General features: G+C 59.3%; 13 protein-coding genes and 2 tRNA genes. 7 read left to right on the top strand and 8 right to left on the bottom strand.

Features of this window, described 5'->3' with window-relative positions:
- The first annotated feature begins 58 nt into the window (after window positions 1–58).
- A complete protein-coding gene (locus tag K3166_RS08350; protein WP_221421815.1) occupies window positions 59–613 on the top strand; it encodes a cytochrome b in 555 nt (184 codons plus the stop codon).
- A 102-nt stretch (window positions 614–715) separates the two neighbouring features.
- Here the strand turns inward: K3166_RS08350 and K3166_RS08345 are convergent, their stop codons facing one another.
- Window positions 716–1,762 (bottom strand): RcnB family protein, encoded by a 1,047-nt coding sequence (locus tag K3166_RS08345; RefSeq protein ID WP_247714583.1) that lies wholly within the window; start codon window positions 1,760–1,762, stop codon window positions 716–718.
- A gap of 187 nt (window positions 1,763–1,949) precedes the next feature.
- Here K3166_RS08345 and K3166_RS08340 point away from each other — a divergent pair, with 187 nt between their 5' ends.
- Window positions 1,950–2,519, top strand: coding sequence for a pyridoxamine 5'-phosphate oxidase family protein (locus K3166_RS08340; RefSeq protein ID WP_247714582.1), 570 nt, complete (start codon window positions 1,950–1,952; stop codon window positions 2,517–2,519).
- A 75-nt stretch (window positions 2,520–2,594) separates the two neighbouring features.
- Window positions 2,595–3,422: a substrate-binding domain-containing protein gene (locus K3166_RS08335; RefSeq protein ID WP_221421814.1), complete on the top strand. Its 828-nt coding sequence runs from the start codon at window positions 2,595–2,597 to the stop codon at window positions 3,420–3,422.
- Window positions 3,423–3,452: 30 nt separating this feature from the next.
- Here the strand turns inward: K3166_RS08335 and K3166_RS08330 are convergent, their stop codons facing one another.
- Window positions 3,453–3,890, bottom strand: coding sequence for an FKBP-type peptidyl-prolyl cis-trans isomerase (locus K3166_RS08330; protein ID WP_221421813.1), 438 nt, complete (start codon window positions 3,888–3,890; stop codon window positions 3,453–3,455).
- Between the two features lie 322 nt (window positions 3,891–4,212).
- Here K3166_RS08330 and K3166_RS08325 point away from each other — a divergent pair, with 322 nt between their 5' ends.
- Window positions 4,213–5,004, top strand: coding sequence for an alpha/beta fold hydrolase (locus tag K3166_RS08325; protein WP_221421812.1), 792 nt, complete (start codon window positions 4,213–4,215; stop codon window positions 5,002–5,004).
- A gap of 158 nt (window positions 5,005–5,162) precedes the next feature.
- Here the strand turns inward: K3166_RS08325 and K3166_RS08320 are convergent, their stop codons facing one another.
- Window positions 5,163–6,488, bottom strand: coding sequence for an APC family permease (locus K3166_RS08320; RefSeq protein ID WP_247714581.1), 1,326 nt, complete (start codon window positions 6,486–6,488; stop codon window positions 5,163–5,165).
- A 232-nt stretch (window positions 6,489–6,720) separates the two neighbouring features.
- Window positions 6,721–8,394 (bottom strand): energy-dependent translational throttle protein EttA, encoded by a 1,674-nt coding sequence (gene ettA / locus K3166_RS08315; protein WP_221421810.1) that lies wholly within the window; start codon window positions 8,392–8,394, stop codon window positions 6,721–6,723.
- Between the two features lie 122 nt (window positions 8,395–8,516).
- Here ettA and K3166_RS08310 point away from each other — a divergent pair, with 122 nt between their 5' ends.
- The 3 genes from K3166_RS08310 to K3166_RS08300 all read left to right on the top strand — a co-directional run bounded on the left by K3166_RS08310 (window position 8,517) and on the right by K3166_RS08300 (window position 12,042).
- The gene (locus K3166_RS08310) at window positions 8,517–9,692 is read left to right on the top strand and encodes a glycosyltransferase family 4 protein (RefSeq protein WP_221421809.1); all 1,176 of its coding nucleotides are present in this window, start codon (window positions 8,517–8,519) and stop codon (window positions 9,690–9,692) included.
- Window positions 9,689–10,687: a UDP-glucuronic acid decarboxylase family protein gene (locus tag K3166_RS08305; RefSeq protein WP_221421808.1), complete on the top strand. Its 999-nt coding sequence runs from the start codon at window positions 9,689–9,691 to the stop codon at window positions 10,685–10,687. The genes K3166_RS08310 and K3166_RS08305 overlap by 4 nt, the downstream gene beginning before the upstream one ends.
- A 149-nt stretch (window positions 10,688–10,836) precedes the next feature.
- Window positions 10,837–12,042, top strand: a complete 1,206-nt coding sequence (locus K3166_RS08300; protein WP_221421807.1) for a GGDEF domain-containing protein — start codon at window positions 10,837–10,839, stop codon at window positions 12,040–12,042.
- A gap of 6 nt (window positions 12,043–12,048) precedes the next feature.
- On the opposite strand, the gene K3166_RS08295 is transcribed toward K3166_RS08300, so the two are convergent.
- From K3166_RS08295 to K3166_RS08280, 4 genes are all read right to left on the bottom strand, one after another.
- Window positions 12,049–13,389, bottom strand: coding sequence for an MATE family efflux transporter (locus K3166_RS08295; RefSeq protein WP_221421806.1), 1,341 nt, complete (start codon window positions 13,387–13,389; stop codon window positions 12,049–12,051).
- Window positions 13,390–13,417: 28 nt separating this feature from the next.
- Window positions 13,418–13,494, bottom strand: a tRNA-Pro gene (locus K3166_RS08290).
- A gap of 39 nt (window positions 13,495–13,533) precedes the next feature.
- A tRNA-Ile gene (locus K3166_RS08285) sits at window positions 13,534–13,610 on the bottom strand.
- A 59-nt stretch (window positions 13,611–13,669) separates the two neighbouring features.
- Complete coding sequence (locus K3166_RS08280; RefSeq protein ID WP_221421805.1) at window positions 13,670–14,671, bottom strand: polysaccharide deacetylase family protein; 1,002 nt, start codon at window positions 14,669–14,671, stop codon at window positions 13,670–13,672.
- Window positions 14,672–14,702 lie beyond the last annotated feature (31 nt).

Here is a 14,702-nt window from a genome sequence, read left to right as displayed (position 1 = left end):
CATCTTGTGGAACGTGCGTAAAGGTATAGTTTTGCGCGCAACTTGAGGGAGAGTGAGTATGGAAGCAGCCCATTCTGCGAAGCGATATTCGATCGTCGCGATGGTATTTCACTGGGTGATTGCGGTTGCGGTCATCGTGAACTGGAGGCTGGCCGAAGCTGCCGAACATGCCAGCGATGCCGAGAAGGCAGCGATATTTGGCAATCATAAGGCATTGGGCATCACCATCTTGCTGCTTACGCTGGCCAGGCTGGCCTGGCGGTTGACCCATCCGGTGCCGCCGTTAACGGGCGTTGCATCCTGGGAGCGCATTCTTGCACGATCCGTGCATGTCATCTTCTACGTGATGCTGATCGGCTTGCCACTAGGGGGGTGGCTGGCCAATTCCTATTACGGCAGCGGAGTTGATGTCTTTGGTATCTTCACTCTGCCTGCACTTCCAGTTGGACCGGACAAGGAAGCCGGCAAGGCCATCTTCGATCTGCACGCTACGGGCGGCGAGATAGTCATTTATCTCGTCGGATTGCACATTCTGGGCGGCCTCAAGCACACCTTCTTCGACAAGAACGGTGGTATCTTCCGGATGCTGCCTTTCGGCAAGGTGCCCGACTAGAAACCCGCACAAGCGGCCAAAGAAAAACCCCCGCCGATCACTCGGCGGGGGCATGATGCCAACCAGGCCACTCTCATCCCGGAAGGCAATTGGTTTTCTGGCTTACCAGAAGAAGTCGTAGATCACGTCGACCACTTCTCCGCTGTAGATGTCGACCAGCAGAACGTCGTCGTAATACCGGACCCAGCGATAGGGACCGTACACATCCGGCAGGCGATAGCGCCACGGATCGTTAATCCAGTACCGGCTGCCGAAGAACAGGTCGCCAAGGCGGAAACCAATGGTCAGACGGCGATAGCGATAATCCCGGTAAGGCGAGTAGTAGCGGCCAATGCGGAAAATGCTGCGGTGATTGCTGCGATAATCATGCCAGTTGTACCGGTGGCTGCTGCGCCAGTGGCGTTGATCCCAGCGGTCGTAGTTATTCCAGCGACGACCATCCCAATAGCGCGAGCGGCGCTCGTGACGGTTACCATCACGGTAGCCATCGCGATAAGCATCGCGGCGGATTTCGCGGCGGTCTTCGCGGCGTTCGACACGACGTTCGACACGGCGATCTTCGCGACGATCACTGCGCCGGTCCTCGCGGCGTTCGGTCCGGCGATCTTCGCGGCGTTCACTGCGACGATCCTCGCGGCGTTCGCTCCGGCGATCTTCGCGGCGTTCGCTGCGACGATCATCACGGCGTTCCAAGCGGCGATCTCCACCGGCGACCTGCCGGCGATCAGCCCTCAGTTCACGAGCGGTTTCAATCGGCGCCTGAACACGTTGCTGAGGATCCACGCGGCGCTGGCCGCGATTGTCAGCCTGACGTTGCGGACGGTTCTCTACCTGGCGCTGCGGGCGATTTTCGACCCGGCGCTGCGGCCTGTCTTCTGCACGCCGCTGCGGCCGGTTCTCAGCTCGAGGCTGCGGACGGTCTTCCGAGCGGCGCTGTGGCCGCGATTCGCTCCGGCGTTCCTGACGCCTTTCGCTGCGACGTTCGCTGCGCCTGTCCTGGCGGGCTTGCGAGCGATCGGCGCGATCTCGGTCAGCACGCTGTTCGGAAGAAGCCGCGGCGGCTTCTGCCTGGGCGGGCACAACCGCTGCTGCCATCGCAATTGCGAGGGCACTCAGCGCGCTGCCTTTCATCAGCTTTGTAAATGTCATGGAGCGTATCCTTTTTAGCTCAAAAGCCGCTCCACCACCTGCGGCTCCAATGTCGATGTGTCAGTTTGTATCAGAACGGCCTGACCCGCAACTGAACCGGTCTGTCAGCCTCCTGTTCATCTTTAGGTGCGCAAACCTGAACGCGATAACATTGACACCAAGCTGTCTGACGTGCGTTGGAGCGATCATGTACGATACACTTGACAAGGTTCGCGCGGACATCGCCGACCGTCTTTCCACTGCAGCTTCCAGCCGCAAATGCCCAATGCATACGCCGGTGGTGGTGACGGGCGATGCCGATGCCCGGATCATGGTCCTGCGCGAATTCGACCCGGAGGATTGGACCCTGCGCTTTCACACTGATGCACGCTCGCCCAAGGCCGGAGTTATCGCGCAAGGCGCGCCCATGGGGGTTCTGTTCTACGATGCACCCGGCAAGGTCCAGATCCGCATCCGGGGTACCGGGCGGATCGAGACGGACACCGCGATAGCCAGCGCAGCATGGGAGGAAAGCACCCCGTATGCGCGGCGTTGTTATCTCGGCGCTCCTCCGGGCGAAGCGCGGAGCGAGCCGTCAAGCGGCCTGCCCGAATGGATCGAAGGCAGGAAACCGACCGAAGATGAGGTGGCCCCGGTCCGAGAAAACTTCGCTGTCCTCTTGGTGCAGATCGAGGAAGCCGATTGGTACTGGCTATCGAACGATGGCCACCGGCGGGCGATCTTCCAAGGCGATGCAGGACGGTGGGTTACGCCTTAACTTGCGGCTTTATCCCTTTCTTCAGAACATCAAGTGTAGAAAGCACACGAAACAAGAAAACGCTCGGGATCGTCGATGGCATTATCCAGCCGAATACTCATGCTGTTCGACAACACGAACGCAAATTATGTCTCACGCCTTTATTCGGGTGCCAGCAAGCAGGCGGCCAGTTCGGCCATCAAGGTGCAGATGGAAAACGTCCATGGCACCGACCTGAAACCTGAAAACCTCCTAGATGCGCCTGATATCGGCGGGGTTATACTGACCGCGCCGCTCTGCGACGACCGCCACGTGATGCTGCAGGTTGAAAAGCGCGGCCTTCCGTACGCCCGCATCGCCTCCATGCTCGACCCGGGGCGGGGCATCACGGTCATTATGGACGAGTTCGAGGCTGCTCTGCAGGTTACCAAGGTCATGCTGGACGCGGGACATCGAAGGGTCGGCATCATCCGCGGACCGCGTTCGCATCTCGCCAGCATGCGCCGCTACAATGGCTTTGCCGCAGCGCTGGGCACCAAGGGTGTAAAGCTGGACCAGTCGCTGGTTGTCGAGGGGGATTTCACCAAGGCATCGGGCGCGGAAGCAGGTGCAAAGCTGATCGCCAACGGGCCCACCGCGATTTTCGCCAGCAACGATTCCATGGCGCTCGGTCTCTCCGAAGCGGCACGCGGCATAGGAATGTCGATGCCGCAACAGCTTTCGCTGGTGGGCTTCGATGATGATCCCTTCGCCAAGACGATGAACCCTCCGCTCACTTCGATCCGCCAACCGCTCGAGGAAATGGGCGCAACCGCATACCGGATGCTGGCCGACCATATGGCCGGCCAGCGTCCAGCAATTGCGCACGCCGAAGTTCCTTTCGAACTGGTCGAACGCGCTTCCGTCGCGCCGCCTGCCGCTTAGATATTAGTCAAGCAGCGTTGCGATCAGGCGTCACACGGCTGTTTTAATGTCCCGCAGCGTGAGGTCGAAAGTCACGTTTTCGCCGGCGAGTGGATGATTTGCGTCGGCCTTGACCGTCTCCTCGCCTACTTCGAGAATGTAGAGGGTCATCGGCTGCCCATCGGGCGTCTGTGCGCCCAGCGCCATGCCCGGCTGCGGCGCGGGTTCGGGCGGCAGGTTGGCGCGCGGGATGTCGAGCACCAATTCATCGCGGCGCGGGCCGAAAGCATTCTCGCAAGCTATGGCGACCGACTTCTCGTCACCCACCTTCATGGAGGCGAGCGCTTCTTCGATCTGCGGAAAGATTTGCCCGCTGCCCAGCGTGATGTCCTGCGGACCCGCCTCTGCGGTATTGCCAACCTCCTGACCATCACCCCGCTTGAGAACGTAGTCGATGGTCACGGTGTCGCCGTTAGTGGGAGTAGTCATGGATATCCTTGGATTTCGTGTTCGCGGCGCGTGGAGCGCCGGCAGGAAACGCGCCCGCGTGTCGAGCGCTTGGTGCGCGCTTCTGTCAAAGGAGGGCAGGGGGAGTCAAATCGGCCAAAGCTTCAGCGGTAACTTCCGCTTTTTGAGAAAGTAGCATGGAGCTTGGAGCGTCCGAAATTGAGTGGGAAGCGGACGTAAATGCAATTCGCTTAGAAGTCAGGGTGGGGCTGATCGCGAGCTGCCCGCACTTGGCGTTATATTCGTCAGCGTAGACATTTAACGGCCGAGCGGACCGTAAGTCGGCCTGAAGCGTTACCCTCACATGACCATGCACCACACGCGCACAGGCCGCGGAAAACCCCTCCTCCTTGTCCACGGGCTTGGAGGTACTTGCCACTCTTGGGATACGATTTTGCCGGCACTTGCTGAATCCAGGGAAGTAATCGCCTTGGACTTGCCAGGCCACGGAAAGACACCCGAAGAGGTCGACAGTGGCACGTTTGACGGGCTGACGCGCAGCTTGGACGACTGGCTCGGCGCTGAGGATCTCAGAGAAATAGATATGGTTGGCAGCTCCATGGGCGCCCGCCTGGTGCTTGAGATGGCGCGGCGCGGTCACTCCGGCGCGGTTGTTGCCTTGGATCCGGGCGGCTTTTGGCAAGGGTGGGAGCGTACGTTCTTCAGGACCACTATAACGGCATCAATTGCTCTGGTTCGGGCACTGCGACCGGCGCTACCCACCATCACCCGCAATGTTGCGGGTCGGACCGCGCTCATGGCCCAGCTCTCCGCGAAACCGTGGGCGCTTGATCCCGCGTTCATCTCGCAGGAACTCAGGGCATTGGCAGATACGCGCACAATCGGATCGCTCGTGAAGGATCTTGCCAACGGCGAAAATCAGAAGGGCTCTGCGAACACGCCCGCGCCAATTACAATCGGCTGGGGCCGCAAGGACCGGCTGTGCCTGCCGCAGCAAGCGCAACGTGCGACAGCGGCATTCCCCAATGCAGCGATGCACTGGTTTGAGCATAGCGGACACTTCCCGATGTGGGATCAGCCACAGGAAACAGTCCGCGTGATCCTGGATGCGACAAGCCGTTCGTCACCTACATGACCTTACGATAGGTTTGATAGAATTTCGAACGCTCAAGTAAAAAGTTCGATGCAGCAATATCCGCAATCGGGTCGTTAGCTGCCTGTCCGCTTTTGGCTCATCACTAGTGCGGTAAGACCGTCGCCAAATGGGTTGGAAGCGATCTTTCCCGGCAGTTTCTACGAACGCCCTTCCGGCAAGATGATAGGTTCATGCTCAACGGCACCATTGCTGGAAATCCGGTAAAGCACGATACCGACGACAACCAGAAGCGTTGAGGATAGCAAAGCCTCAACAGGCACCTGCATCGTAAACCAGGCCATGAAGCCAATTGCGACAGGGATGATGAACGCCCAGCGCATACCCATCGTATCAGCGATCCCGCCGTCGTTACGGCGCCACATCACAATGAGCGAAGCAATCAAGGTATACCCGACCAGTTGCTCAACAGCGACCACGAGGATTGCAAGGATTTCGAACGTCCCCGATACCGACAGACCAGCCACAATCAGGGAATAGACTGCAATCGCAAAGGTCGGTGTCTTGAAGCGCGGTGACACGTAAGCGAAGGCATTCGGCAAGAGCCCGCGCCTGCCCATTCCAAAGGCAATGCGTGGCATCGTGACAAAACTGGTCAATTGGTTGGCACCGATCGAGAATATGGCGGCCATGCTGATCATCAGCGCGCCAAACGGTCCGAACAAAGCCGAACCTGCTGCGGCCAGGGGACTGGCCGTCTCGTTTGGATCAGGTGAAATCGATATGTAGGCAAGCTGGACGAGAGCATAGAATACGCCGACGATTGCCAAATTCAGGTAAATTGAGCGGCTGATCACGGCACGCGGCTCTTTCGCCTCTCCTGCTGCGACAGTGACCTGACCCGCTCCGGAAAACGCATAAGCCAGCAGCAATGCAGTGGCCTCGCCCTCAGAAAACTGCGGCAAGACGAACTCTGATGGCATTCCGTTGGCAAAAAGACCGACCAGGCAAAGCGTCAAAATCGGACCCAACTTCAACACAGTTCCCAAGCCCAATGCCCTGACGGATAGCTTAGTCCCGGACATAGTGAGAATTGTGAAAGCAGCGATAAGGACCAGTATGGTCGCCGGCCGTATTATCGGGCCTTCGAAAAAGGGGAACACAGCCGCCAGATACGCAACGAGAACATGAAAATTTGCAGCCCGGCCAGCCATATTTGCGCAAAGGGCAAACCAGCCAATCTGAAAGCCGACCAACGGGCCAAAAGCATGCTGCGCGTAAAGTTGCGGCCCGCCCGATTGGCGAAAGACAGTCGATAGCTTCGACGGGACGGCCATCAATACCGCGTAAAAAGCGGCGTAAACGAGGATAGCTAGCGGCGCCAACGTACCAACGGTTGCATACAGCAATGCAGGCAGCGCGAATATTCCTGCGCCAACAACACCGTTAAGGTTGATCAATATGGCGCCGCCTAGCCCTAGCACGCGCGGCGGCTTTCCCTCGATCTCCAAACCCCATCCCCACATTAACAAATGATAATGGATGGGCTATTCGGGTGCTAAGTCAAATCACCTTAAGAGGCATGTGTAGGGACTTCTGGTTGATTTCCAGCAAGCGGTTAGTCGCTTCGATCATGATCGAAAATTTCAACGGGCATTAAAAGGTCCAAGGTTAAGAACCTTACCTTCAACTGCCGGATTAGATCACCGCCTGTTTTCGGGTCGTAAGCGGAAAGTCAGCTTACGACCCGAATAAACGTTAACGCGTCAGTTTCTTGTACGCCAATCGCGTCGGACGGTCCGCAGCGTCGCCCATGCGGCGGCGCTTGTCTTCTTCGTAGGCTTCGAAATTGCCCTCGAACCATTCCACATGGCTGTCGCCTTCGAAGGCGAGGATGTGGGTGGCCAGACGGTCGAGGAAGAAGCGGTCATGCGAAATGACCACGGCACAGCCAGCGAAGTTTTCGATCGCCTCTTCAAGCGCGCCAAGCGTTTCCACGTCGAGGTCGTTGGTCGGTTCGTCGAGCAGCAGGACGTTGCCGCCCTCCTTCAGCATCTTGGCCATGTGCACGCGGTTGCGTTCACCGCCCGAAAGCTTGCCGACGTTCTTCTGCTGGTCAGCGCCCTTGAAGTTGAACGCGCCGACATAGGCGCGGGTCGAAACGTCATGGCCGTTGACCTTCATGTAATCGAGGCCGTCGGAGATTTCCTGCCAGACGTTGTTCTTCGGGTTAAGGTGGTCACGGCTTTGGTCGACGAAGCCGAGGTGGACGGTCGAACCGATTTCCACCGTGCCGCTGTCGGGTGTTTCCTTCCCAGTCAGGATCTTGAACAGCGTGGATTTACCCGCGCCGTTGGGGCCGATCACTCCGACGATGCCGCCCGGGGGCAGCATGAAGGACAGGTTTTCAAACAGCAGCTTGTCGCCATAAGCCTTGGAGATGTTCTTGGCTTCGATCACCTTGCCGCCGAGGCGCTCGGGGACCTGAATGACGATCTGGGCCTTGCCAGGCTTGCGGTCTTTCTGGCCTTCCTGGAGTTCTTCGAACTTGCGGATACGGGCCTTGGACTTGGTCTGGCGTGCCGCAGGTGTCTGCCGGATCCATTCCAGTTCGCGTGACAGCGCCTTGGAGCGACCGCTTTCCTCGCGGCTTTCCTGTTCGAGACGCTTGGCCTTCTTTTCGAGATAGGTCGAATAGTTGCCTTCGTACGGATAGTAGGACCCGCGATCGAGCTCGAGAATCCATTCCACCACATTGTCGAGGAAGTAGCGGTCATGGGTGATCATCAGCACCGCACCCGCATAATCCTTGAGGTGGTTTTCCAGCCACTGGACCGATTCTGCGTCGAGGTGGTTGGTCGGTTCGTCTAGCAGCAGGATGCCCGGTTTCTGGATGAGCAGACGGGTCAGCGCAACGCGGCGCTTTTCACCGCCGGAAAGGTCGGTAACGGGCCAGTCACCCGGGGGGCAGCGCAGCGCTTCCATGGCGACTTCGAGTTGGTTGTCGAGCGTCCATCCATCGACCGCGTCGATCTTGTCCTGAAGTTCCGACATCTCGGTGCTGAGCGCGTCGAAATCGGCGTCTTCTTCGCCCATCTCCATGCCGATCTGGTTGAAGCGTTCAACCATGTCGGCGGTTTCGCGTGCACCGTCCTTGACGTTTTCGAGGACGGTCTTGCTCTCGTCGAGCTCGGGCTCCTGTTCCAGATAGCCGACAGTGATGTTCTCGCCCGGCCATGCTTCGCCGGTAAAATCCTTGTCGATACCCGCCATGATTTTGATCAGCGTTGACTTACCCGCACCGTTCGGACCCACGATGCCGATCTTGGCACCCTGATAGAACTGCAGGTTGATATTGCTGAGCACCGGTTTCGGAGCACCGGGGAAGGTCTTGGTCATGTCCTTCATGACAAAGGCGTATTGGGCGGCCATCGGGCGTATCCTTGGAACGATTCTGTAAGTAACGGGAGAGTTGGTGGCCAGATAGGGATACCTGTGGCCCGGGGCAAGCCGGGTCTGGCAATCCTGTTCGCCTTCGCCTAGCGATTCGAGCGATGGGAAACGGGTCAGAACTCAAAAGTGAGCTGCCGCAGGTCGCGATTCTGTTTTCGCAATTTGCCGCTTATCACGTGGACCGGGTGGAAGCAGCGGCGCGTCGTCTGGCGGGCCGGGCAGAGGTGCTGGCGGTCGAATACGCCACTACGAGTGCGGCCTATGCGTGGGAACCTGCCGAAGGTATCGAGCACGCTCGGCACATCACCCTGTTTCCCGGAAAATCCTATGACGAGGTCGGACACCTTGCGCGCTACCGGGCAGCAATGAAGGCGGTGAGCAATGCCGACATGGTGTGCATCGGAGTGCCGTATTCGGAGCGCGACATCATCGCGCTGTCGTGGCGTTTGAAGGCGGCCGGCACGCGCTGCGTCATGATGACGGAAAGCAAGTTCGACGATTTTCCGCGCAGCCTACCGCGCGAACAGGCCAAAAGCCGGCTTCTGTCCGTATATCGCGCCGCTATTGTCGGGGGGCTGCGCCAACGGGAATACCTGCGTTTCCTGGGCTTTGGCAGCAAGCCGATCCTGCCGGGTTACGACACCGTCGGTATTGACCGGATCCGGTCGCAGGACGGGGCCGAGGCGGCGCGCTGGGAAGAGCGCGATTTCCTGTTCGTCGGGCGCTTTGTCGAAAAGAAGAACCTGCGCGTGCTGCTGCAAGGCTATGCCCGCTACCGCGAACTGGCCGGTGGAGCCGCACGCAAGCTGGTCCTCGCGGGTGATGGCGAACTGGCCGGTGAACTGCGCGAGCTGGCGTGTGACGGGGTCGAGTTTACCGGTTTCCTGCGCGCTGAAGAGGTTTCGCAAAGGCTGAACCGGGCGCTCGCCCTATGCCTGGTCAGTACCGAAGAACAATGGGGGCTGGTGGTCAACGAAGCTGCCGCGTTCGGCGTCCCGGCGATTGTTTCCACGGCCGTGGGATCGCGTGATGCCTTGGTGCGCAGCGGCGTCACCGGCTATGTCGTGGAGCCGCAATCTATAGAGGGGGTGGCGCGCGCAATGCTGGCCCTTTCGCAAAGCCAGCCGGCGTGGCAGCGCTATTCCGATGCCACTGCCGAGCGTGCACAAATGGGCGACACCGAACGGTTCGCGGATGCCGTGGAAGCATTGTTCGATCCCGATAGCGAAGGCGCAACCCGGGCAGTTGAGTTCTGGGAGGAAATGGCCACCACATGAGCACTACCGAAAAGCCGAGTGAGCTTTCACGCTATTCGCTGACCAAGCGCGTCATGGTGACGGGCGGGGCGGGTTTTCTCGGCTCGCACCTGATCGACCGCTTGATTGCCGATCGGCACGAGGTGCTGTGCGTCGACAATTTCTTCACCGGCGCGCGGGCAAATGTCGCGCATCTGCTGGGCCACCCGCGGTTCGAATTGCTGCGGCACGACATCACCATGCCCCTGTCGGTCGAGGTCGATGAGATCTACAATTTCGCCTGCCCGGCGTCGCCAATCCATTACCAGTTCGACCCGGTCCAGACGACCAAGACAAGCGTCATCGGCGCGATCAATATGCTCGGTCTCGCCAAGCGCCTGCGAGTGCCGATCCTGCAGGCTTCCACCAGCGAGGTCTACGGCGACCCCGACGTTCACCCCCAGCCGGAAAGCTATTGGGGCAACGTCAATCCGATCGGACCGCGGTCATGCTATGATGAAGGAAAGCGCTGCGCAGAGACGCTGTTCTTCGACTATCGCCGCCAACACGATTTGCCGATCAAGGTGGTGCGGATATTCAATACCTACGGCCCGCGCATGCATCCCAATGACGGGCGGGTGGTTTCGAACTTCATTCTCCAGGCGCTGCGCGGCGAGGACATCACGATCTTCGGTGATGGCGAGCAGACGCGCAGTTTCTGCTACGTCGAGGATCTGGTCGATGGCTGCGTCCGGATGATGGGCACGGACGCTGATACGACCGGGCCGATCAACCTGGGTAACGAAGGCGAGTATTCGATGCTCGAACTGGCCAGCACTGTCATCGATATCGTCGGCGGCAAGTCCAGACTGGCGCACAAGCCGCTACCACAGGACGATCCGCGTCGCCGCCGGCCCGACACCTCGCTCGCGCGCGAAACGCTGGGCTGGCAAGCGTCGACCCAATTGCGGGATGGCTTGGAAAAGACCGTAGCATATTTCGATTCTCATGAATTTACCCGGCAAAAGCCAAGCTGAATTCCGGCAATTCCGCTTGGGGTTTTTTGGGGGCATCGCGGGCGGAACTGCCTGCAATTGCTCACTGTTCCTGCTGGCATCCGGCATATATTTAATTGCCGATTAACGCTCTCGTGCTAGCCCGGTGCGCAAGAGAGTAGGGGGCGAACATGCGCGCGCAGATCATCGGAATGATTACGCCGGTTATGGCGATGATGTTCTGCGCCGGCTTCTTGCTGCTGTGGAAGCGCGGAAACCTGGGCAATTATGTGCTCGGTTTCGCGGGAGCCTATTTCTTTTTCACTCTCGGCTTCGTTGTCACGCACCTGCTCGATACAGGTTCGCCGTACGTGTTCCACATCACCCAGTTTTTCTACACTCTCAGCGTCGGCTGCGCCGTCTGGGGCATGTCGAGGCGAGTTGACCAACCGCCCTATCTTGGCGCTTTGCTTGTAGTTTACGGGCTATCGGCGGTCACACTCGCCATCGCGATCGTATTGTCACCTGATTTGTTCGCCCGGCTGATTATTGTGAACACCGGTTACGGCGTCATGTATGTCATCGCGGTCATGTCGCTCCTGAATTCACACCGGCGGGAAGCGATCGACAAGGCGATCATCGCGATGCAGATAATACTGGCGGCGCAGTTCATGATCCGCCCGATGCTGACCCTGCTGGTCGAGGGTAGCGTTATGGCCGACGTCTACCGCGAATCCCTGTATTACTCGGTCCTCAATCTGTCGCTTGCGATCATATCTCTGGCTTCGGCAATGGTGCTGGTGGCCGCATGTATTTATGATCATGTCGCCGCTGTCCGTGAGCGGGCGGAGATGGATTTGCTGACCGGCCTCAGGACGCGGCGTGCGTTCGAACAGGACGCAGTCGCCTATATGGAGCGCGCCAAGCAGGAAGGCGTGCCGGTATCGCTCGTGGTGGCGGATATCGACCACTTCAAGACGGTCAACGATGTCTTCGGCCACCAGATCGGCGACAATGCCATCGCCGCGTTTGGCGACGTCATTCGCGGCACGATCCGCGACAGCGATATCGCTGGACGTATCGGTGGCGAGGAATTCTGCATCCTCGCCTGGAATTGCGAAGGCGCAGCCGCGGTAGCAATGGCAGAACGCGTGCGTCGCCGGTTCGGATCGAGCCAGATTGATGGAATGCCAGCTGACCAGCGCCTGACCGCAAGCTTCGGTATCGCCGGACGCCGCGAAGGTGAAGGCTACGGCAGGCTATTCGGGCGCAGCGATGCATCGCTCTATGCCGCAAAGCAGGGAGGGCGCGATCGCTGTGTACATGACAAGAGCATGCTGGGCGGTGAGAACGTCACTGAAATTGACCAAGGTGGGCGCCGCGCCGCCACGGCCTGAACAGCGTCAGTCCAGCTTTCCGAATTCGCGGTTGAGCAAACCGGGCATCATGGCCAGCTGCAATATTGCCCGTGTGGTCAGAAAGATCACGAAGGAAAGCCACAGTCCGTGCGCTCCCAAAGGCCAGGTCAGCCAGAGGGATGCCGCGTAAACCAGCGATGCGCCGATCATCGTAATCAGCAATCCACGCGTCCAGCTTGCGCCGACGAATACTCCGTCGAGCACGAAGCCGGCAACGCCTGCAAACGGAATGATGATGAGCCATAGGCTCAGGTCGATCGCCGCAGCTTCCACTTCGGGTGTTGCTGCAAAGCTGGAAAGAATAGGGGCGGCGAGAAGCGCAAACCCGCCAGCCACTAGCGCTGCTGCGACCATGCCCCGCCATAATATGGCCCTCACATAAGCGGTGAAGCCGGCGCGATCCCTGGCGCCTACACGTTCGCCATTGAGGACCTGAGCAGCGTTCTCGAACCCGTCGAGCAGCAACGCGGTAAAGATGAAGAGCTGGTAGAGAATGCCGTTGGCCGCAAGTACGACGGCGCCGCGCTCTGCCGAAAGCCGGGTCAGCCCGGCCAAGGCGACCGTTAGCACTACCGTTCTCAGAAAGAGGTCGCGATTGACCGAGAGGAACGGGCGTAGTTCAGCAAGCCTTGCGAGACCGCCAGCGCGCGCACGCCGGATGATTTCCGGCCCGCTTGCTCCGCCCAGCAGAACCGCAGCGAGGACAAAAAGCTTGGCATATTCCGCGATGAAGCTGGACCAGCCGATCCCGGCGATGCCCCAATCGAGGCCCAGCACGAACCACAGGCCAAGCCCGATGTTGAGCGCATTATATCCCACTTCCACGATCAGCACCGTGGTCATTCGCCGCTGTCCGACCAGAAAGCCGATGACAGCGAAATTCGCCATCACGGCTGGCGCGCTCCAATAGCGGATGTCTGCATAGATGGTCGCGGCTGCACGTACCTCGGCATCTGCCCCGAGGGCATCGAGCAACGCGGGCAGCAGCAATGGTTTTGCAACCAGCAGGAACACGGCGATGGCCAAGCCAACGATCAGGCCGCGCAGGAGAACGGCGGCCTGTTCCTGGATACCCGAACGCGTACCCGCCTGCGCGACCAGGCCTGTGGTGCCGGTCTTGAGGAAGTTCATTACCGTGAACAGGACAGCAAACAGCCGCGCGCCGATATCGACCGCGCCTTGTGTCGGTGCGCTTCCCAGTTGGCCAACGACCCACATATCGCCGATACCAATCAGCGCCGTGGCCACATTGGTGACCATCGCAGGCAGGGCAATTGCCCAGACCGCGCGTTTATCGAGACTGGTGGTGGAGGAGGCGGCAGTCACGCAACTATCCTCTCAAAAGTAAGCCGTGTGGTCGGGGAGACAGGATTCGAACCTGCGACCCTCTGTTCCCAAAACAGATGCGCTACCAGGCTGCGCCACTCCCCGACACGGGCTTACTTACTGGACCAAAACGCACGGGAAGACTGGTGGGCCCGGCAGGACTCGAACCCGCGACCTAGCCGTTATGAGCGGCCAGCTCTAACCAACTGAGCTACAGGCCCCCGCCTTTCGCGTTCTGGCGAATGCGCCGCCTAGACGCGCTTTCAAGCAATCGCAAGCGTCACACTGCCACTGAATCGATGATTTCTTCAACTGTGACCGGTTTTACCCCGCGAAGAAGGAAATATCCGTAAGCTCCGCGCAGCCAATCGTAGAGTGCATCAAGGTCGTCTTCACTCTGCACATACGGGGTATGACCCGGCATCAGGGACGGGCTATGCAAGCTCACGACGAGCAATTCCATGCCATCGTCCAGCGCCATGTCGATGCACCGAATTGCTTCTTCCTTGCTGGTGCCTTCGGGAGTCAGCGGAATCCGTTCGAACATTCCCATCCGGGTCAAGGCTCCGCCCAGGCGAGGAAAGCGCCGCAATAACGGGAGCATCAGCGCTCCCTGACGTCGCAGCATTCCCCAGTAGCAGGTCGTGAGCGGCAGCTCGAGCAGCTTGCGGTCTTCGTCGGTCCAATAAGGATATTCTGGATGGTTGCTGAAATCCGGACCGCTTTGCGCGCGGTAATCGTGGTGGGTGCGCACTGAACTGTCGATCGCGATACCGCGGTCCTTCAACATACGTGCTGTTTGATGCCCAACTCCGTAGCGACCGGCGCGGTAGATACGCGGGACGCAGCCGAAACCTTCTTCGATTGCATCTGCGAGACGCCCGAATTTTTCGCGTTCAAGATCTGGCGGCAAGTTCCCGGCGAAACTGTTGGGCGCGCTGATTTCCTCGCGATGCGGAGGATTGACCCAAGGGTGCAATTGAATGCCGATTTCAGCTTTTTTGTCCCGCACGAGCGGGCCGAGTATTTCGCGCGCCTGCGCCGAGGTCGCGACTGGCCAATCGACGAGATACACAGGCACCACACCCATACCTTCGCAGAATTCCTGGAATTTCACGATGCGCAGGATATGGCCAAGACCATGGCCCGACGACTGGAAGGGCTTGGACCAGTCAAACTCTTCCTCGGTATCTACCGTCAACAAAACGCGCTTGCCAAAGCCGGGCGCAAAGCGTGCCCGGTGCGAGGCTGGTGGCGGTTCAAGCAGGCTTCGATCGGCCAAGCAAATTCCCCCAAAGGCGCTTAATTCAGCG

It is taken from the genome of Qipengyuania psychrotolerans (assembly GCF_019711355.1).
In the GTDB taxonomy this organism is placed as follows: Bacteria; Pseudomonadota; Alphaproteobacteria; order Sphingomonadales; family Sphingomonadaceae; genus Qipengyuania; species Qipengyuania psychrotolerans.
This window is presented reverse-complemented; position numbering and strand designations above follow the sequence as displayed.

What these genes read in the sequence shown, in the direction of transcription:
- ettA (WP_221421810.1), bottom strand. Translation starts at nt 8,394, where the DNA reads ATGGCCGCCCAATACGCCTTTGTCATGAAGGACATGACCAAGACCTTC.
- K3166_RS08300 (WP_221421807.1), top strand. Translation starts at nt 10,837, where the DNA reads ATGCGCGCGCAGATCATCGGAATGATTACGCCGGTTATGGCGATGATG.
- K3166_RS08340 (WP_247714582.1), top strand. Translation starts at nt 1,950, where the DNA reads ATGTACGATACACTTGACAAGGTTCGCGCGGACATCGCCGACCGTCTT.
- K3166_RS08320 (WP_247714581.1), bottom strand. Translation starts at nt 6,488, where the DNA reads ATGTGGGGATGGGGTTTGGAGATCGAGGGAAAGCCGCCGCGCGTGCTA.
- K3166_RS08350 (WP_221421815.1), top strand. Translation starts at nt 59, where the DNA reads ATGGAAGCAGCCCATTCTGCGAAGCGATATTCGATCGTCGCGATGGTA.
- K3166_RS08305 (WP_221421808.1), top strand. Translation starts at nt 9,689, where the DNA reads ATGAGCACTACCGAAAAGCCGAGTGAGCTTTCACGCTATTCGCTGACC.
- K3166_RS08345 (WP_247714583.1), bottom strand. Translation starts at nt 1,762, where the DNA reads ATGACATTTACAAAGCTGATGAAAGGCAGCGCGCTGAGTGCCCTCGCA.
- K3166_RS08325 (WP_221421812.1), top strand. Translation starts at nt 4,213, where the DNA reads ATGACCATGCACCACACGCGCACAGGCCGCGGAAAACCCCTCCTCCTT.
- K3166_RS08335 (WP_221421814.1), top strand. Translation starts at nt 2,595, where the DNA reads ATGGCATTATCCAGCCGAATACTCATGCTGTTCGACAACACGAACGCA.
- K3166_RS08310 (WP_221421809.1), top strand. Translation starts at nt 8,517, where the DNA reads ATGGGAAACGGGTCAGAACTCAAAAGTGAGCTGCCGCAGGTCGCGATT.
- K3166_RS08330 (WP_221421813.1), bottom strand. Translation starts at nt 3,890, where the DNA reads ATGACTACTCCCACTAACGGCGACACCGTGACCATCGACTACGTTCTC.